The 18,410-nt window shown below is 30.0% G+C and carries 16 protein-coding genes; 11 read left to right on the top strand and 5 right to left on the bottom strand.

Annotated elements, in window-relative coordinates; all coding sequences use genetic code 11:
• Positions 1-32: 32 nt before the first annotated feature.
• Positions 33-1,949 carry a GGDEF domain-containing protein gene (locus KTF99_RS03435; RefSeq protein WP_029482121.1) on the bottom strand — a complete coding sequence of 639 codons (1,917 nt, stop codon included), beginning with the start codon at positions 1,947-1,949 and terminating at the stop codon, positions 33-35.
• 82 nt (positions 1,950-2,031) lie between these two features.
• On the bottom strand, positions 2,032-3,024 hold the full coding sequence (locus tag KTF99_RS03430) for a Gfo/Idh/MocA family protein (protein ID WP_009300415.1): 993 nt from the start codon (positions 3,022-3,024) through the stop codon (positions 2,032-2,034).
• A gap of 99 nt (positions 3,025-3,123) precedes the next feature.
• Here KTF99_RS03430 and mnmE point away from each other — a divergent pair, with 99 nt between their 5' ends.
• The 5 genes from mnmE (at position 3,124) to KTF99_RS03405 (ending at position 7,082) form a co-directional block, all read left to right on the top strand.
• Positions 3,124-4,458, top strand: coding sequence for a tRNA uridine-5-carboxymethylaminomethyl(34) synthesis GTPase MnmE (mnmE, locus tag KTF99_RS03425; protein WP_003535561.1), 1,335 nt, complete (start codon positions 3,124-3,126; stop codon positions 4,456-4,458).
• A gap of 1 nt (position 4,459) precedes the next feature.
• Entirely contained in the window at positions 4,460-4,687 is a 228-nt protein-coding gene (locus tag KTF99_RS03420; RefSeq protein ID WP_003535562.1) for a hypothetical protein, read from the top strand.
• Positions 4,688-4,695: 8 nt separating this feature from the next.
• Positions 4,696-5,568: a mechanosensitive ion channel family protein gene (locus KTF99_RS03415; RefSeq protein ID WP_008792556.1), complete on the top strand. Its 873-nt coding sequence runs from the start codon at positions 4,696-4,698 to the stop codon at positions 5,566-5,568.
• Positions 5,531-6,172, top strand: a complete 642-nt coding sequence (locus tag KTF99_RS03410) for an NUDIX hydrolase N-terminal domain-containing protein (protein ID WP_003535564.1) — start codon at positions 5,531-5,533, stop codon at positions 6,170-6,172. The genes KTF99_RS03415 and KTF99_RS03410 overlap by 38 nt, the downstream gene beginning before the upstream one ends.
• A gap of 97 nt (positions 6,173-6,269) precedes the next feature.
• Positions 6,270-7,082, top strand: a complete 813-nt coding sequence (locus KTF99_RS03405) for a MurR/RpiR family transcriptional regulator (protein WP_008792558.1) — start codon at positions 6,270-6,272, stop codon at positions 7,080-7,082.
• Between the two features lie 11 nt (positions 7,083-7,093).
• Here the strand turns inward: KTF99_RS03405 and KTF99_RS03400 are convergent, their stop codons facing one another.
• Positions 7,094-7,405, bottom strand: a complete 312-nt coding sequence (locus KTF99_RS03400) for a PTS sugar transporter subunit IIB (RefSeq protein WP_003535566.1) — start codon at positions 7,403-7,405, stop codon at positions 7,094-7,096.
• Between the two features lie 26 nt (positions 7,406-7,431).
• Positions 7,432-8,826, bottom strand: coding sequence for an ROK family protein (locus tag KTF99_RS03395; RefSeq protein WP_003535567.1), 1,395 nt, complete (start codon positions 8,824-8,826; stop codon positions 7,432-7,434).
• A 223-nt stretch (positions 8,827-9,049) separates the two neighbouring features.
• Between KTF99_RS03395 and KTF99_RS03390 the strand changes: the two genes are divergently transcribed.
• Positions 9,050-10,357: an MATE family efflux transporter gene (locus KTF99_RS03390; protein WP_003535568.1), complete on the top strand. Its 1,308-nt coding sequence runs from the start codon at positions 9,050-9,052 to the stop codon at positions 10,355-10,357.
• On the opposite strand, the gene KTF99_RS03385 is transcribed toward KTF99_RS03390, so the two are convergent.
• Positions 10,344-11,690, bottom strand: coding sequence for a hemolysin family protein (locus tag KTF99_RS03385; RefSeq protein WP_003535569.1), 1,347 nt, complete (start codon positions 11,688-11,690; stop codon positions 10,344-10,346). The two genes, KTF99_RS03390 and KTF99_RS03385, sit on opposite strands and share 14 nt — an antisense overlap.
• Before the next feature lie 178 nt (positions 11,691-11,868).
• Between KTF99_RS03385 and KTF99_RS03380 the strand changes: the two genes are divergently transcribed.
• The 5 genes from KTF99_RS03380 (at position 11,869) to KTF99_RS03360 (ending at position 18,165) form a co-directional block, all read left to right on the top strand.
• A complete protein-coding gene (locus KTF99_RS03380) occupies positions 11,869-12,675 on the top strand; it encodes a helix-turn-helix domain-containing protein (RefSeq protein ID WP_029482123.1) in 807 nt (268 codons plus the stop codon).
• A gap of 29 nt (positions 12,676-12,704) precedes the next feature.
• Positions 12,705-12,968, top strand: a complete 264-nt coding sequence (locus tag KTF99_RS03375) for a DUF3795 domain-containing protein (RefSeq protein ID WP_009008832.1) — start codon at positions 12,705-12,707, stop codon at positions 12,966-12,968.
• On the top strand, positions 12,965-13,432 hold the full coding sequence (locus KTF99_RS03370; protein ID WP_217215449.1) for a glyoxalase/bleomycin resistance/dioxygenase family protein: 468 nt from the start codon (positions 12,965-12,967) through the stop codon (positions 13,430-13,432). The genes KTF99_RS03375 and KTF99_RS03370 overlap by 4 nt, the downstream gene beginning before the upstream one ends.
• Positions 13,433-13,543: 111 nt before the next feature.
• A complete protein-coding gene (locus KTF99_RS03365) occupies positions 13,544-14,338 on the top strand; it encodes a helix-turn-helix domain-containing protein (RefSeq protein WP_217215448.1) in 795 nt (264 codons plus the stop codon).
• A gap of 377 nt (positions 14,339-14,715) precedes the next feature.
• The gene (locus tag KTF99_RS03360) at positions 14,716-18,165 is read left to right on the top strand and encodes a choice-of-anchor I family protein (protein ID WP_009300411.1); all 3,450 of its coding nucleotides are present in this window, start codon (positions 14,716-14,718) and stop codon (positions 18,163-18,165) included.
• The last annotated feature ends 245 nt before the right edge of the window (positions 18,166-18,410 follow it).

Here is an 18,410-nt window from a genome sequence, read left to right as displayed (position 1 = left end):
GTCTTTTAGGCGTGGTTATGATTTACTATCAACTATTTTCCTTTATATTCAATAAAATGACCTTTATAGTGGTTTTTTGCTTCATACAGAGCTTTATCAGATTTCTTCATTAATTCTTCGATAGTATTATTTGGACCACTGCTACATACAAAGCCTCCAGATACTTTTATTGATTGATATGAATGATCAGGAAGTTCAATTAATTCTTCTTTAAAATAAGACCATAATTTATTTAATTGATTTATTATAGTATTTTTATCTTGATAATTATAAATAAAGAGACAAAATTCATCACCAGATCGTCGTGCGATTAAACAATTTGATTTAGAAAGCTTATTTAATGCGTAGGTCAAACGTTTCAAATAATGATCACCAAAATCATGACCATAAGTATCATTTATATGTTTAAATGAATCTAAATCAACCATTACAGCTGCATATAAATGATTATAATTATTGTTATTAATGACTAAAGTTACTTCTCTTTTGAATGATGGGTATAGTAATAGTCCAGTTAAATGATCATGATCTTTTTCGTACTGAATTTGTTTTTTCTTTAAAATATCAGAAGAAACATCATTAACAGTTCCATAGAAACCATTTTCATCTTTCACAAGTCGGATTTTTATAAAAGTATCTTTTTCAAGACAATAAACATCACTCTCACCTTCAATTGGATTGCTAATAATTATTTGTAGTTTTTTTAATAGTTGTTTTGGATCAAGATACATTTGATTTGCTTCTTCATCACTTAAATGGAGCAGTTCTTTCAATCTTGCAGTGGCAAAAAGTTGTTTTGTATCATTTTGATATTCAAATGCTGCTAGTGGGATATCGATAATGGAGATAATTTTTGATATTCGATCAGCGGAGTTGACAACACTATTAACCATACTGTTGATTCCAGAGCTTAAATCTATCAATTCTTGATTATCATCAGCTTTTACGACAGTATTTAAATCGCCATTTTTTATTCTATTTAAATCATTGAGGACACTATGAATTCCTTTTAATACTTTTTTGTTTAATATAACATTGATTGACACAACGATAACGATTTCGATTGCAATTAAATAAGCACCAATTAATAATAAATCACTTGAACGATTTTTATATAAAATATCTTTTGGAACAGTTGCTCCAATTAAAATATTATCATATTCTCTAGTTACAAAAAAATTTTCAGTTTTGTTTCCAATATCTTTAAAAGTACCAGATTGACAATCTTTTAAATTATCATAAGTATAGTAACTTGCTTCTTTGTCGTCTAAATCATTAGTGCTGGCAATCAATTCGTTGGTTGTTTTATTGATTGCAAAAAGCTGCTCACCTTCATTTGTGGGAAATCTAGAAAATATATAGGAATATGTATTCCTTTGTTGTGCTTCTAAAAGTCGTGTTGGTTCAAGACCGACTTGTACTAATCCTTTTTTGTCTTTACGAGCCACTCCAACATATTTCATAATTTTACCTTCAGCAGTATTAGGCTGAGCATCTTGAATAACATATTCATCAGGGTCATCGCTTTCTAAAATTGGTAAAAAACCACGCATTTGTTCACCATTATGAAAATCCAAACCAACATATTTAGGAACTGATGAGTAAGCAATTAAACCCTCACTATCACTTACATGTAATTCATCTACATCAAGTAGTGTAGCTAAATTTTGAAGTTCAGTGACACTTTCAATGATATTAGGATTTTTTTCAATAACATAAGCAAATGCTTTTGCTCTAGTTAAATAATCTTCATCAAGACTAGATTTCAAAGATACTAATTCGGTACGATTATTTTCAATTGTTTGAATTACTTGATTAATTTTTAAATTAAATGTTTCTAAAGTTCGGGCTTGTAAAGAATCAGTTGATAAGAAAAAATTTATTAAAAGAACAGAGGCTAATGAAATAGACATGATTATGATAATGTATTTCCTAAATATCTTCTGCATTTAGCCACCCTCTTCCAATTTGTAATGTATATATATTATTATAGCATTGTTACTATGTCTTGATAATAAAAAAGGATACAGATTATTTTGTATCCCGTTCGCAACCAAAAATAATATTTGCACTTTGGCGTGCTTTAGTTAAAACATCCATGACGATTCGTGAATGTTCAAGCATTTTATTACATGTAGTAAAGTCATTATTATCAATACATTCCGCAAAAACTTTAAATTCGCTATACATTCGATGATAGTTACCAGTTGGTAGAATCTCACTATCTCGGCCATTTCTTAAAATTTGCACATCAGTTAGAACACTGGTAGGACCATCAATTTTTACACAACCTTGGTCACCTTGAATTGTAGAAATGATTGGAGCACCACAATCTTTAGCACCAATACAGATTGCTTTAAATGTTGGATATTCCAAGATAGCAACTCCTGAAGTATCAATTCCTTTTTCAATATTAGCAAAATATTCTACTTTATTAGGGGCACCAAATAAACCAACAACAAAATGAATATTATATACATTTAAGTCCATTAAAGCCCCACCAGATTTATTGACATCAAATGCTGGTAATATTTCACCACGTTTAAAAGCGTTATAACGTGAAGAATATTGGGAATAATTAGATGAAATAATACTGATTTTCCCAATCTCAGATATTTTTTCTTTTATTTCTTTAAAAGTTGGAAGATACTGGTTTGTAATTGCTTCAAATAAAAGACAATTTTGTTGTTTAGCTAAAGCAATTAATTCATCTAATTCATTGACATTTGAAGTAAATGGTTTTTCACAAATAACATGTTTATTATGCAATAAGGCTTTTTTTGTATATTCGTAATGGAGATGATTTGGTAAAGCTACATAAATAGTATCTATTTCATCATCATTTAACAATTCATCATAATCATAGTATGCTTTTTTTATATGATGTTTATTTATAAGTGTTTCAATTTTTTCTTGAGATTCTTTTCTCCCTAATATTGCCGTTAGTTCTATTTCATCAATAATATCAATGAATGTTAATAAATCGTAGACGATCATTCCGCTACCGATAATTCCAAGTTTCATGTTGAATTCCTCCCTGCTTACCACCATTATAGCATTGATTAGGTATATTAATTAATAATAATTTATGATAAAATACAAAAGATAAAGGAAGGTGATATTTTGAACGAAGATATTATTGTTGCAATTGCAACAAGTCGCTTAGAAGCTGCAATTTCAATGATTAGAGTAAGTGGTCCAGATTGTATTGCCTTTGTTCAAAAATTCTTTACAGGCAAAATAATAGAAAAACCTAGTCATACGATCAATTATGGATATATCATTGACGATGGAAAAAGAATTGATGAAGTGTTAGTTAATATTTATCGAGGTACAAGAACATTTACAGGTGAAGAAATGGTGGAAATAAATTGTCATGGTGGTGTTTATATTACTTCACGAGTATTAGAAGTGTGTATCAAAAATGGTGCTAGAATGGCTGAGCGTGGTGAGTTTAGTAAAAGAGCATTTCTTAATGGTCGAATTGATTTATCACAGGCTGAGGCAATTAGTGATATTATTACTGCTAAAAATAGTTATGCAACAGATTTAGCGTTAAAAGGAATTAGTGGTAGTATTAGCGGTTTTATTGAAGATTTGAAAGAAGATTTAATTCAAATAATCACTCAGATCGAAGTTAATATTGATTATCCTGAATATGATGATGTTGAGGAATTGACTGCTTCTTCGTTATTACCACGAAGTGCCAATCTATTGACTAAAATGAATAAGATTCTTGATGATTCTAAAAATATTAAATTAGTTAAAGAGGGAATTAAAACAGTTATTATTGGACGTCCTAATGTTGGTAAGAGTAGTTTATTGAATGCTCTGCTTCGAGAGGATAAAGCAATTGTAACAAATATTGCAGGAACAACCCGGGATATTGTTGAAGGAAGTATTAGCATTGATGGAGTAGTTCTCAATATGATTGATACTGCAGGAATCCGAGAAACTGATGATATCATTGAAAGTATGGGGGTTGAAAAGTCTAAAGAACTGATTCACCAAGCGGACCTTGTTTTATTGGTAATTGATGGTTCGCAGTCATTAAGTAGTGAAGATATGCAGTTATTAGAACTAACAGAAGATGCTACTAGAATTATCGTGCTTAATAAAGCCGATCAAGGAACAAAAGTAGATTTAGATGGTATTGTTATTAGTGCTAAAGATAATCAAATTAGCACTTTGACAGAAGAAATCAAAAAAATGTTTGAGTTAGGTAAGATTATTGATAATAATGATCATATTCTGACAAATGCACGTCAAACAATGTTATTACAACGTGCTAGTCAGGCTTTAAAGCAAGCTGTTGAAGCTATGGAAATGATGATACCAACGGATTTGATTGTTACTGATTTATATGAATGTTGGAATAATTTAAAAGAAATATTAGGAGAGAAAGCGAAAGAAGATTTATTAGATGAATTATTTAAACGCTTTTGTATAGGTAAATAAAATGGACAAAAATAGAATTTTATCGGCTAGATTTCTAGGCTTTTCAAAGTATTTAGGGATTGTGGCAGCTATATCGTTTGTAGTATTTCTAATAATTAATGCTTTTAATACAGGTAATGATATATTATTTTGGATTAGCTATGTTTTATTGATGTTATCAATAATTGGAGCTATTCAATGTATCTGTCTATATTTTATTGGTAAATATTATGGTTCAAAATCTAAGTAGGTGGTTAAATGGATAAAACTTATGAACGAATAAATAGTTTATTTGAACATGGATTAATTGATAGCGGAATAAGTATTTTGATATCAGTTGTTATAGTTTTGGTTATTAATAAAATAATCAATAAAATTATAAAAAAGAAGATAAATGATCCGTTGAAATTAGTTTTTCCAATGCGTATTAAAAAAATCGTTTTAGTAACAATTGTTTTAGCAATTATTATGAGTGAAATTACGGCGATGCAGTCAATCATTAAGGCTCTGCTGGCCAGTGGGGGAATCTTAGCAGTTGTAGTTGGGTTAGCATCACAAGAAGCTGCAAGTAATATGATCAATGGTTTTATGATCATGACTTATAAGCCTTATAAAATTGGTGATTTTGTCAATGTTAGAGAATATAATGTTATTGGAACTGTAATTGATATTTCAATGCGCCACAGTGTCATTGAAACATTAGAAAGAACACAGGTAATTATACCTAATACGATAATGAATAAAGCAATTATTGAAAATGTATCTAATGTTAAGACTCAAAAAGCCAACTATTTATATCTTGAGGTTTCTTACGAAAGTGATATTCAAAAAGCAATTGAAATTATTCAAGAAGAAGGAAGTAAACATTCATTATGTTTAGATGGCAGAACTAAAGCACAAAAGAAAAAACATGAACCAATGGTTAAAGTTCATTGTGTCGAATTTAATGATAGTGGAATTCAATTACGAGCAACATTATTATCTAAGGATAGTGGTGCTGGTTTTCAATTATTATCAGATTTGCGTTTGATTATTAAGAAACGTTTTGATGAAAACGGGATTGATATTCCATATCCGCATCGAGTTGTAATTAATGAAACTAGAGAAAAAAATGATGAACAAACAAAATAGGTGGTTAGATTTAGCTCAAGAGTTACAATTTTTAGCTCAAGGTGGATTAGCATATACAAAAGATAAATTTGATCAAGAAAGATTTGAGCGAATTCGTCAAATATCTGCAGAAATGGTCGCTTTACAAAGTGATTTACCGATTGCAACAGTTACTTCATTATTTTGTAATGAAACAGGGTTTCAAACACCAAAATTAGATTCTCGTGGTGCTGTTTTTAAAGGTGATAAGATTTTGCTGGTGCAGGAATCTGATGGACGCTGGTCAATTCCCGGTGGTTGGGTAGATGCTTTAGCAAGTGTTAAAGAAAATACAATTAGGGAATTACAAGAAGAAGCCGGGATTGAGGCTCAGATAGTTAAAGTAATTGCAATTCTAGATCGTAATATTCATAATACGCCTCGCTATGCGTATGGAATTACTAAGATTTTCATAGAATGTTCTTATCTTGGTGGTGCATTTAAACCAAATATTGAAACACTTGATAGTGGTTATTTTAGCCTAGATGAACTTCCTGAATTAGCTGAGGAGAAAGTAACTTTAGAACAGATAAAAATGTGCTTCAAAGCACATTTTGATGATAATTGGCAATGTTTATGCGATTAATAGACAATTACTGGGTTGATTTATTCAACCCTTTTATTTTATTGATTATTTGATAAAATATAGATACGATCAAATAGTTAAAGGAGGTCTACGAAATATGATTATAGAACACTTATTAGATGATAATAACCTTACCAATACTGAAAAAAGTATTGCTCAATTTCTTTTAAACAAAGATCAAAAAATTAATAATCTTACAAGCAGTGAGTTGGGAAAACAGAGTTATACTTCACAAGCGGCAGTAACCCGTCTTTATAAGAAATTAGGGTTCAATAATTTTCGTGAATTTTTATCTACATTGATCTTAGAAAGAAATGATTATCTTAAATATAATGATCTCCCAACTGAGCATCCTGAACAGTATTTTACATCTTTAGAAGATACTGAAAAAGTAATTGCCTCTTTATATGAAAAAGCGATGATTCAGACAAATCGATTACTAGATAAAAATGTTGTTAATCGTGTTTGTAATCGGATATTGAGTGCTTCGTTTATCGATATTTATGGAATTGGTCTTTCAGATACGATTGCTAAAGAAATGTGTTTTAAATTACAATCATTAGGGCTTCCTTGTTCATATCAAAATGGTATTAATATTAAATATATTGATAATATGCAGCAGCATCAAAGTAACGTCTCGATCCTTATCACTACGACCGGCGATAATAACTTAATTAAAGAAATTGCTAAAATTTTAAAAAATAGGAATGTATATACGGTCGGGATATTAGGTAAAAAGGGTAAGGATCTAATTCAGCTGTGCCACGATTATCTATTATTTGATACTAGTTTATTTGAAGATATTGATAGCTTATGTGCTACTTTTAGTGCTGAATACGTAATCAATATTTTATATGCAACATTGCTCTATCGTCTTGAATTATCTAATTATATGCACTATTTAAAATAGCTGTCAGTTGATTATTTTTCTAATGCGTTTAAAGCTTGATTAAGAACCTTTTCACCATCCATCATACCGTAAATACGCATATCAATAAGCTCAACTGGAACAGTATTGTTTACTTCTTTTTTAATATTATTAAGTAAATATCTGATTTGTGGACCAACAAGAATTACATCAGCAGGTTCTTGGGCAAATTCATTTGGTAATTCTTTTTCACTTGTTGACCAGATTTTGCAATCAATTTCTTTTGTTTTAGCAACTTCTCGCATCCGGTTTACTAATAAACTTGTAGACATTCCTGCACAACATACTAATAAAATCTTTTTCATAATTTTCTCCTTAATTTTTATTTAATTTAGGTACAAATAATTGTTTGACCTAGGAAAATATATTCTTGAATATCGTCAATTTTAATTAACCGAGGAATATATTCTTGTGGTAATACTGTTTTTAACTCATTTTCTAAATCTTCAATATTAGGTAAAAGACTACAAAAGATAACGATTGCCTCAGGCCCAATTACACTAATAATCGATAAAGAAATATATTTAACAATTTTAATAATATCTTCTGGTGTTTTATATACATTAGCACCTTTCTCTAATAGATTTACGGGGAGGTATTTCATTTCACCTGCCACGTTATGCTTGCCATTGATTAATTTATTATCAATGATGATACCAGCACCAGCTTTAGTACTCATTGGCTGAAAAAGTAACACAATTGATGAGTATTGATTTTGAGTAGCATGATAGCCAATTGCTGCGGTATTAACATCGTTTGTAATAATAAATTTTTGTGAATATTTGCTTGTAAACAATTTTTTATAATTCATATCATCAAAACCATTAATACTGGCAGTTGTAGCAAATCCATTATTAACAATTCCTGGTGTTGAAAAACCAATAACTTCAATACCTGGATAATTTAATAAAACAGTATCGATAACATCATAGATGTCTTGAATTGTAATTCGTTGTTTAATTGTTTCATTGTTTACAATAATATCACTTTGACTTTGATAAAGTCGATATGCAATATGAATCCGATTACGATTTCTAAAAAGAGAAATACATAGAATTTTACGATGAAAGGTGATGGTTTTATTTCTAATCGAAAGCAATTGAACTTGACCATTTTTGTTACGTTTTTTAATTAGTTCTTGGTCAACTAGATTAAGAATTTCTTTTACATCATATTTAGCAAATACTTGTGCAGGAATATTAAGTAAATATTTATCTTTAAAAATCTTTTTAACTTTTGCATACATAAAAGAAACTTGAGGTGCTAGTAGGATTACATCATATTGTTCACCTTTTTTGAATAATTCGTTGTAGCCAGTTGCTGCAATTTCATAATCAAGAGCAAATAACTGAATTGCTTCATCAATCTTATAAGCAAAATAAGTTGTTGTAAGACCACCACTGCAGCATAATAAGATTTTTATTTTTGGTTTCTTGATCAATGTTTTTAAACATTCAACCATTTCATAAAATAGATTAATTGCATGATTTATGTTATTCATTTGAAAGTGTAAAAAGAAACAAGATTCTTGATCTATTTTACTAATAACATTTAATTCAATAATATTGAATTTATAAAAAATAACATTAGCTACACCATACTTTGTCTCCAAGATAATTTTATTTTGATCTTTTGATGAAAGCATAATTTGACAATTATCGATCTGTTGAAATAAAATCCACTTTTTATATATCGATGTATATACATCTTTTAGGAAATCTTCCATTTTCACCTCCCCTTTCAGTAATAACTGATAACTAATTAAATAATAATCAAAATTATTGGCTAATAAAATGAAGATTAGTGTTTTAGGCTAGTTTATTTAAAAGTTACAACTTGATAAATAAAAAAGTGATTAATCTAGTCGCTTTAGTTGAAATATTTTTAAAATTTGATTGACTATAAGGTAATCTTATAGTTTAAGATGGAGAAAGACTGGAGGAATGAGGATGAAAAATTATATTTTTAAAGATTTCTTAAAATATACATCGTTAAATGTTTTAGGAATGATTGGTTTATCATGCTATATTCTGGCAGATACTTTTTTTATTGCAAATGGTGTTGGTGAAATTGGATTATCAGCTCTAAATTTAGCTTTACCAATGTACTGTTTAATAAATGGCTTAGGACTAATGATTGGAATCGGTGGGGGAACACGGTATTCTTTGTTAAAGGTAAATAGTAATAGAACCTCACAAAATATAATTTTCAGTAATGCTCTTTATTTTATGCTTATTCTAGCCATTATTTTTGTTGTTTTGGGACTAAGTGCGTCGACATCATTAGCAAATCTTTTAGGGGCTAATCAAGATACAACTATCTATACTGCAACTTATTTAAAAACAATTATGTTTTTTGCACCAATGTTTATGTTGAATAATTTATTGATTGGCTTTGTTCGTAATGATGATAATCCGAGATTAGCAATGATGGGAATGTTAATTGGTAGTTTAACTAATGTTGTTTTGGATTATATATTTATTTTCCCTTTTGGTTTAGGAATGTTTGGGGCTGCTTTAGCAACAGGGGTAGCACCGGTTATTTCAATTTCAATTATGTCTCCATATGTAATCAAGAAAGCTAATTTTAAATTTCTTAAAACAAAATTATGTCTTAACCATTGTAAAGATATTTTTTTATTAGGATTATCAGCTTTAATAGGAGAATTAGCTACTGGAATAGTAATGTTGTTATTTAATTTTACTTTGTTGAAGTATAGCGGGAATATAGGTGTTGCAGCCTACGGAATTATTGCTAATATCGCTTTTGTTATTGTATCGATGTTTACAGGGGTTGCTCAGGGAATTCAACCAATTATTAGTAAAAATCTTAGTTTTAAAGAATATCGAAATGTAAATTTAGCTTATCATTATGGTCTTTGGACAGTTATTATATTTGCAGTTATTGTTTATCTTAGCAGTTATTTTGCTGCTGCTCAGATCGTAGCTTTGTTTAATTCAAGTAGCAATCCGGAATTGCTGGATTTGGCAGTTAGAGGAATTCATATTTATTTTGGGGGCTTTATTTTTGCAGGAGTAAATATGATTAGTGCCACTTTCTTTAGTGCAAGCGATAAACCACGTCAAGCTTTTATAATTTCATCATTACGAGGTTTTATTTTAATTGCACCAGTAATATTTATTTTATCAACTATTTTTAAAGTAGATGGAGTTTGGCTAACTTATGTGGTAACAGAATTGATTACTTCTATAATTACTATTATTTTAAAAAGAAAATCCGATTTTAGTCTTCACTAGAATCGGATTCTTTTTCTTCTGATTTTTTAATTGTTAATTTGATTTTTGTTACACGATTACCTTTTACACCAGTAATTTTAAATGTAAGATTTTCATAAGTTACACTACGTTCTTGATTATCATCAGGAATTTCTCCTAATAAATGAAGAACAAAACCACTGATTGTATCATGATTAACATTATCTAATTTTAAATCTAATTCATCATCAAGATCGTCAATTAGATAATTTCCATCAACGATAAAATTATAGTCATCTATTTTTTGTAGTTTAGGTTCATCGTCATGATCATACTCATCTTCGATATCTCCCATGATTTCTTCGATTAGATCTTCAACTGTGACGATCCCTGAAAACCCACCATATTCATCTACAAGAATTGCAATATGTTGGCGATCTTCTTGTAGTTCTTTAAATAAATCATCAATATTTTTAGTCTCTAAGACAAAGTATGGTTTTCGTAATAGCTTACGAATATCAACATTGTCAAAACCAACTTGTCTAGCTTCAATAGCAAAATCCTTCATATTTAAAATCCCAATGATATTATCAATTGAATCATCATAAACAGGAATTCGAGTATACTGCATTGACATCATTTGATCAATGTTCTCACTTAATGGGTCATTAATATCAATACAATAAACATCAGTTCTTGGGGTCATGACGTTTAAAGCTAAACTATCATCAAATTCAAAAATATTGGTAATCATGTCAGTTTCAATTTCATTGAAAACTCCTGTCTCTTGTCCACTTTCAACCATTGAACGAATTTCTTCCCGTGACAAAGATTCTTCAACATTTTCATCATCCATTCCAAATAATCTTAAGACAAACTTAGTTGACCAAGATAAAATTTTAATAAATGGTCCAGCAATTTTACTGATGATCAAAATAGGCTTAGCACAGAACATTGAATACCATTCCGCTTTTTGTAAAGCGATTCTTTTTGGAACTAATTCCCCAAAGATTAAAGTAATAAAAGAAATTAAAATAGTAATCAAGACAACTGCGATTGTATCAGCGTAAGGAATTGACCAAACTTTTAAAAGATTAGCTAAACTAACAGAAATACCCGTAGCAGCACTAGCTGAGTTAAAGAAACCTGCTAAAGTAATCGCTACTTGGATCGTTGATAAGAAGTTAGTTGGCTGATCTAATAGTTTTTCTACTAACTTAGCTTTCTTATTTCCTTCCTCGCTTAAACGACGAATCTTGTTTTTGTTTACCGAAACAATTGCCATTTCGCTAGCCGCAAAATATGCATTGATTAAGGTAAGAACAACGATTAAAATTAATTGCAATGTGATTGAAGACTCGGGGCCTGCATCCATAAATTAAAACACTCCTTTTTTATGTAATTAAATTTTATGAGAATTATTCTATCAAATTCATGATTGAATGTAAATATTTATAGCCAATGAAGATTGTTAAGATTTGATTAAATGTCCTGCCAATATTATACTGAGTATATAAAATAATGCAGGTAATTTAATATAAAGAGGTAATTTAATGAAGAATTTCGATTATAAGGGAAGTTATATTAATAAAACAGATCATCATATTTATATTGCTCCTAGTGAAGAATTAAAAGATATTATTGCTCATTATACAATTACTTTTCCTAGTGAAGTTCCCGCCTCATCAAAATTATTTCATATTATTCCTGATGCTAGTGGCTGTTTTATTTTTCAGGGACGCTCTCGAAGAGATTTTTGGGGTCCAATGAGTGAAATCGTGGTTTTAGAAAATGATTTGCAAAAAGCCCCAGCTCGTTTCTTTGTAGAATTTAGACCAGGAGGATTGTATCAAATTAGTGGTTTACATCAAAAAAAACTTGTAAATCAGCGTCAGCAATTGAGATATTTAGATGTGCAGCTTGATGAAGAGTTAGCATTACTTTATCAATCATGTAAAGATTATGAACAGTTGATCAAAGCTTTTAATAAATATTTTACGGGAAAAAGAAAAGTTAATTTATTACCAGCTCGTTTGATTAGAGCTAAAGAAATTATTGATCAGGATCACGGAAATGTTAGTTTAGAAAAGGTAGCTAGTGATTGTCACCTTTCTTCACGACAATTATTACGTGATTTTCATAATTACATAGGCTTGAGTGGTAAGGAATATGCTAAGGTAGTAAGATTTAATTATTTATTAAAGCAAATAGAAGAAGATGATTTTTTATCTTTAGCATTGCAAGGGGGCTATTTTGATCAGGCTCATTTTAACAAAGTGTTTAAGCAGATTACAAAAACAACTCCTAAGAAATATTTATCGAACTTGGCGGATTTTTACAATGAAATATATAAGTTCTAAGTTATAATTTGCTTAGGATGGTGATGAAAATGATTGAATCGAGATGTGGAATTATATGTAGTGAATGTGAGTTTAAAAGCAAGATTGGGTGTGCTGGATGTATTAATATCGAACATCCTTTTTGGGGTGAAATTTGTCCGGTTAAATCGTGCGTAGAAACAAAAGAATTAAATCATTGTGGTGAATGTGAAGATTTTCCATGCAAATTGGCTAAATCGTATGCTTATGACGAAAAACAAGGGGATCAGGGAAAACGTTTAGAACAATGCAGATGTTGGGGTAAAATCAAATGAAATTAGAAGCAACTGTCTTAGCAGTCAAAAATCTCGAAGTTTCTAAACAGTTCTATATGCAATTGTTCGATCAAAAAATAATTTTAGATCATGGTTTAAATATTACTTTTGATGGTGGTTTTGCTTTACAAAAAGATTTTGCCTGGCTCGTTGATGTCCCTAGTGATTGGGTTTGTGATAAAGCTTGTAATATGGAATTATATTTTGAAGTTGATGATTTTGATAAATTTATAAAAAAGTTGGAGACATATCCAAATATTAAATATGTTCACCCAATCAAAAAATATAATTGGCAACAGCGGGTAATACGAATCTTTGATCCCGATAATCATATGATTGAAATTGGTGAAGCAATGGATGTAGTAATTACAAATCTATTATTGGCTAAAAAAGATATAGATGAAGTAAGTAGAATTACACAATATCCTATTGACTATGTAAGGAATATTTTCAATAAGTTGTAGGTTGACTACAACTTTTTTTATAGATCAAGGATTCTAGTGAGGTAAACAGTCCGTCGATAGTAAAATTATAACTTTTATGTTAGGATTAGGACGTAGAAGGGAAGTAATTTTATGGATAATAAAGAAATTGGGATACGAATTTTATCAGCTCGTAAAAATCTTGGGTATACTCAAAAACAATTAGGAAATTTAATCAATGTAAGTGATAAAGCTGTATCAAAATGGGAACGTGGAATCGGGTGTCCCGATATCTCATTATTATTACCGTTAAGTGAGGCTTTAAAGATGAGTATTGATGAATTGATTGGTGGTACTGTAGTTGATAAAAGTGAGAAAAAGACAGTTCAAAATCTAATCAATTATACAAAGATAAAAGCAATTGAAAACAAGGAGAGAATCATTAAGATCAGTTATCTTTTTATCACAATCGTAATGATGATTGGAATCTTTGTACCATGTTTATGTAATTATTACCTAAATCATAGTTTCACGTGGTCAATAATAAGTAGTGCAGCAATTATTTATGCTTGGATAATTTTAACGGTTTTAGTTCAAGCTAAAGAAAATGTTGTTATTAAAGCTATTATTGTAGCTAGTATAGGGGTAATTCCACTGCTTTATGTAGTTTCAGTTCAGGTGTATTCATTAGACTGGTTTTTACATGAAGCTTTGGTTATTGCTTTGTTTACTAATTTGTATGTATATATAGTCATATGGATATGGGTAAAAACAACGCTGAATATTTGGTATAAGATTGGTTTATGTATCTATTTATCAAATATTACTAATATTCCTGTCAACTACATATCTGGTGTCAATTTATTTTCGATGATTATGAATTTAGCTTTAAATATGATTGTCGGAACAATTATTATTATGGTTGGCTATACGAGAAAGCATAATTAAGATGTTTATAAATCAAAAATTGAAAAAAATTATCAAAAACAATAAAAAACTTGATTCAATTAATTTATTTGAATAAAGAAGGACCCCTGTAAAAGACCAAAGTATCAATAATTATTAGGAAAATATTGATCATGATTAGTACTCTAATAATGATACTTAATAGAACAATTGGTTTTAGTCTTGCTATTATGGGAATAATTCAAATTTTTGTAGCAATGATGCTATGAAAACAAAGGTAGACTATTTCTAACTGGAAATAGTTTTTTATTTACAAAATCTTATTTTAAAATTTACAAAATAGAAATAGTTAGAAATTGACGGCTATGATAAATTTACTTAGTACACTACGTACAAATATGTAATTAGGGGAAAAGTATATGAAAAAAGTAAATAATCGAATTATTAAAGGGGTCCTGTGTTTAGTAACATTATCGACAATGTTGATTGGTCAAAATAACATTTTGACTAAAGGTTATGCCCAAGATACTTATAGTGAGGTTGCAGGTGAAAGCCATACTGGTTCATTTAGTGTGGATAGTTTAACACTTCAGCCAGGGGCAACAACGACATCAATCAATCTAAATTGGTATGCACCAGCAGGAACGACGGTAGCAAAAATTCAGTTTGGTGATCAAACTTATGATGTAACAGCCAAACCATTGACTTCGCCAACCGAAATAAAAAGTGATAAATATACTGATACTGGAAAATTAGTATGTAAAACGACAATCAGTAATTTAAAACCAGATACTAAGTATACTTATTATATTTCAAATGATGGGGGAACAACTTGGTCAAAGGAATATAATTATACAACTCCATCAAGCAATGAATTTACTTTTGGTTTTACAAGCGATCCACAAATAAAGGAAAACAAGGAAATTAATTCTGAAGGTTGGAACCCAAGTGATGAAACAAATCAAACCGGTTGGGCAACTATGATGGAAACTTTAGAAAAACAAGGTGTTGACTTAGTAGTGTCAGCAGGGGATCAAGTTGAAGATCAAAACTGGGGAAAATCAAGCGAGTATGAGGCTTTTTTTGCACCAGAAGAAATGACATCAATTCCATATGCTCCAGCTGTTGGAAATCATGATAGACACTATATGTTCGCAGATCATTTTAATTTACCAAATCAAATGGAATCATTAACTGAAGTTAAAACAACATTTAGAGGACAAAATAGTGGAACTAGTCAAAGTCACGGAAATTATATTCAGGCAACTGAAAATGAAATTAAAAATAATGCAGCTTCTAATGGGGTGACACCAAATAGTGATGGTCAATATGATTTTAGTGAACGCCGTGATATGGAAACTCAAGGAAACTATTACTATTTATATAATAATGTTTTATTTGTCACTTTAAATACTAGTGCTTATCCTGGGGGAAATGACGAAGAAAATGCAAACAATCCTAATGTTTCAAGTGCCTCTAGAGATAATTCAGAGGCAGAAGCAATCGTCAATAATTTTGCTCAAACATTAAAGAGTGCAACTAGTGAATACCAAAATCAATATCAATGGATTATAGTCACTCATCATAAATCTACTCAAACAGTTGCTAAACATGCAGCAGATAGTGATATTGAAAACTATGTTGATGCGGGATTTGAAAAACTTATGGATGAGTATAATGTGGATTTTGTCTTAGGCGGACATGATCATGTTTATTCACGTAGCTATGTTTTAAAAGATGGGCAAAGAAATAGTGAAAGATTAGATACACTTAATAATCCTCAAGGAACAATTTATATTACGGGGAACTGTTGTTCAGATATGCAATATTATACACCGTTTGAAACATTAGATAAAAATAATAATGCTGATTATCCAATCTTAGCTAATGGTAAAAGCGGCTCTGCGGCTTACCTAGAAGGAGATTCATTACCAGTTGGAAATCAAGAATGGAATCAAGAGTATAGTCCTAGTTATGCAGTATTTAATGTTGAAAATAATCGAATATCGGTAAAGGTTTATAATCTTGCTGGTGATCAAACTAATCCTGATAGTAAAGAAATCGATGCGTTTACTGTTACTAAAAATAGTGACGGTGGTGAAAAAACAACTGGTTATGAAAACAATTCAGCATTATTAGCGCTAGAACAGTCAGCTCGTTATGATTCAGGAACAACTAACAGTGATGGGGGAGTAACTGAAATAGTTGATTATAACACAGTGACAGGATGGGCTTATGCTGTTAATGGACAATCTGGAAATTTAACAGCAATTGCCCTAAAAAATATCGAAAATAAGGATAAAATAGACTTATTGGACGGTAATGACATTGATATTAGTTCGTTAGTACAAAGTGCTGATTTTACATATGGTGATATGACATCAGTAGCAGTTAGTCATGATGGAACCTCATTGGCTGTTGCGATTCAAGGTAAGGAGACTAATGCTAATGGTAGAGTAGCTTTATTTGATTGTAATCAAGATGGAACAATAACTTTAAAGCAATTGTTCGAAGTAGGTGTTCAACCAGATATGGTTGTCTTTACTAATGATGATGGACAAATTTTAACAGCTAACGAAGGAGAACCTCGGGACGGGTATACTGGAGCGGTTGATCCAAAAGGTAGTATAAGCGTTATTAATACCAAAACAAACAAAGCAAAAACTGTTGACTTCACAGCTTTTGATAGTCAACGAGATGCATTAATAGAAAAAGGAATTGTTTTGAAAAAAGGTGTTTTGCCATCAACAGATTTAGAACCAGAATATATTGCAGTTAGTGATTCTAAAGCATATATTACATTACAAGAAGCTAATGCGATTGCTAAATTAGATTTAAATAGTCTTGAAATAGAAGATATTTATTCAGTAGGATTTGAAGATTATAGTAAAATTGCAATTGATATTGATAAAAAAGATGAAAAATATAATGCACAAACATATGATTCTTTAAAAGGAATTCGGATGCCTGATGCTATTTCTGTTTACACGGTTGATGGAATCGATTATTTAATAACTGCTAATGAAGGAGATAGTCGTGACTGGAATGGTTATTCAAATGAAATAGAGGTAAATTTTGGTAAAGGAAAAACTTCACCAACTGGTAAAATAACGGCTGATAACAGTGGTTTAACTGGTAAGGTCACGTTCTTCGATACTAGTGATTATGATGGTCTTAATAATGAAAATGATTATTTATTTGGGGGAAGATCATCAACAATTTTTAAAGCTGATGAGCAGTCATTACAAGAAATTTATACAACAGGAAATGATTTTGAAGTCAAAACTGCAGCATATTTGCCAAATAATTTTAACTGTTCTAATGATGATGCTACAATAGATGATCGTTCTGGTAAAAAAGGTCCTGAAGCAGAAGCTGTGACAATTGGTCAAATCGAAGATAAAACATTTGCTTTTATTGGATTAGAGAGAATTGGCGGTATAATGGTTTATGACATTACGAATCCAGAAAAAACAGAATTTGTTAATTATATTAATTCTCGTGATTTTAGCACAGATATTGGTGGTGATGATTCACCTGAAGGAATTCATTTTATTGCAGGTAATGATAGTATTACAGGGAAACCACAATTAGTTGTTGCTTATGAAGTATCTGGGACAGTGGGAGTTTACGATCTGACTTTGCAAAAAAATAGTGATCAATCAGGCGATGATAAAACTGATAATCCATCACAAGAACCAACGGTTGAAGAAACAAATAATAGTTCTAACACAAATACAAATAACAAAAATCATTCTGTAAATACGGGTGATGCCAGCAACATTGCGATTACAATAATTTCTTTAATTAGTACAATTGTTCTAATAACGATTTTAATGAAAAAGGATAAAGTTTTAGCAGAGGATTAATCTATAATAAAATTAATATTATAAAAAAGAATTGGTTTTGAAATCCAATTCTTTTTTGTCGTTGTAAAAAGCCACTGAGAAAATAAAGGAGTTGGCTACATATTTAAATAAATCATCAATAATACATTATTCTACTAAAAAAGCATATGTTCATTAATAAATGTTAATTAGAAAGAATTTAATTTGTTCTTTATTTATGTCTTTTTAATATTTTAAAACAACTCTTTAATCCTATATTAATTATT

The sequence above is a fragment of the Erysipelatoclostridium sp. MSK.7.34 genome, assembly GCF_019041935.1.
In the GTDB taxonomy this organism is placed as follows: Bacteria; Bacillota_I; Bacilli_A; order Erysipelotrichales; family Coprobacillaceae; genus Thomasclavelia; species Thomasclavelia ramosa.
Note: the sequence above shows the minus strand (reverse complement) of the source record. Positions and strands in the feature narration are given on the sequence as shown.

Excerpts from the sequence above, each read along its gene's own strand:
- KTF99_RS03365 (WP_217215448.1), top strand. The coding sequence starts at position 13,544 with ATGGATAATAAAGAAATTGGGATACGAATTTTATCAGCTCGTAAAAAT.
- KTF99_RS03395 (WP_003535567.1), bottom strand. The coding sequence starts at position 8,826 with ATGGAAGATTTCCTAAAAGATGTATATACATCGATATATAAAAAGTGG.
- KTF99_RS03430 (WP_009300415.1), bottom strand. The coding sequence starts at position 3,024 with ATGAAACTTGGAATTATCGGTAGCGGAATGATCGTCTACGATTTATTA.
- KTF99_RS03415 (WP_008792556.1), top strand. The coding sequence starts at position 4,696 with ATGGATAAAACTTATGAACGAATAAATAGTTTATTTGAACATGGATTA.
- KTF99_RS03420 (WP_003535562.1), top strand. The coding sequence starts at position 4,460 with ATGGACAAAAATAGAATTTTATCGGCTAGATTTCTAGGCTTTTCAAAG.
- KTF99_RS03390 (WP_003535568.1), top strand. The coding sequence starts at position 9,050 with ATGAAAAATTATATTTTTAAAGATTTCTTAAAATATACATCGTTAAAT.
- KTF99_RS03410 (WP_003535564.1), top strand. The coding sequence starts at position 5,531 with ATGAAACTAGAGAAAAAAATGATGAACAAACAAAATAGGTGGTTAGAT.
- KTF99_RS03405 (WP_008792558.1), top strand. The coding sequence starts at position 6,270 with ATGATTATAGAACACTTATTAGATGATAATAACCTTACCAATACTGAA.
- KTF99_RS03375 (WP_009008832.1), top strand. The coding sequence starts at position 12,705 with ATGATTGAATCGAGATGTGGAATTATATGTAGTGAATGTGAGTTTAAA.
- KTF99_RS03385 (WP_003535569.1), bottom strand. The coding sequence starts at position 11,690 with ATGGATGCAGGCCCCGAGTCTTCAATCACATTGCAATTAATTTTAATC.
- KTF99_RS03370 (WP_217215449.1), top strand. The coding sequence starts at position 12,965 with ATGAAATTAGAAGCAACTGTCTTAGCAGTCAAAAATCTCGAAGTTTCT.
- KTF99_RS03435 (WP_029482121.1), bottom strand. The coding sequence starts at position 1,949 with ATGCAGAAGATATTTAGGAAATACATTATCATAATCATGTCTATTTCA.
- KTF99_RS03400 (WP_003535566.1), bottom strand. The coding sequence starts at position 7,405 with ATGAAAAAGATTTTATTAGTATGTTGTGCAGGAATGTCTACAAGTTTA.
- KTF99_RS03380 (WP_029482123.1), top strand. The coding sequence starts at position 11,869 with ATGAAGAATTTCGATTATAAGGGAAGTTATATTAATAAAACAGATCAT.
- KTF99_RS03360 (WP_009300411.1), top strand. The coding sequence starts at position 14,716 with ATGAAAAAAGTAAATAATCGAATTATTAAAGGGGTCCTGTGTTTAGTA.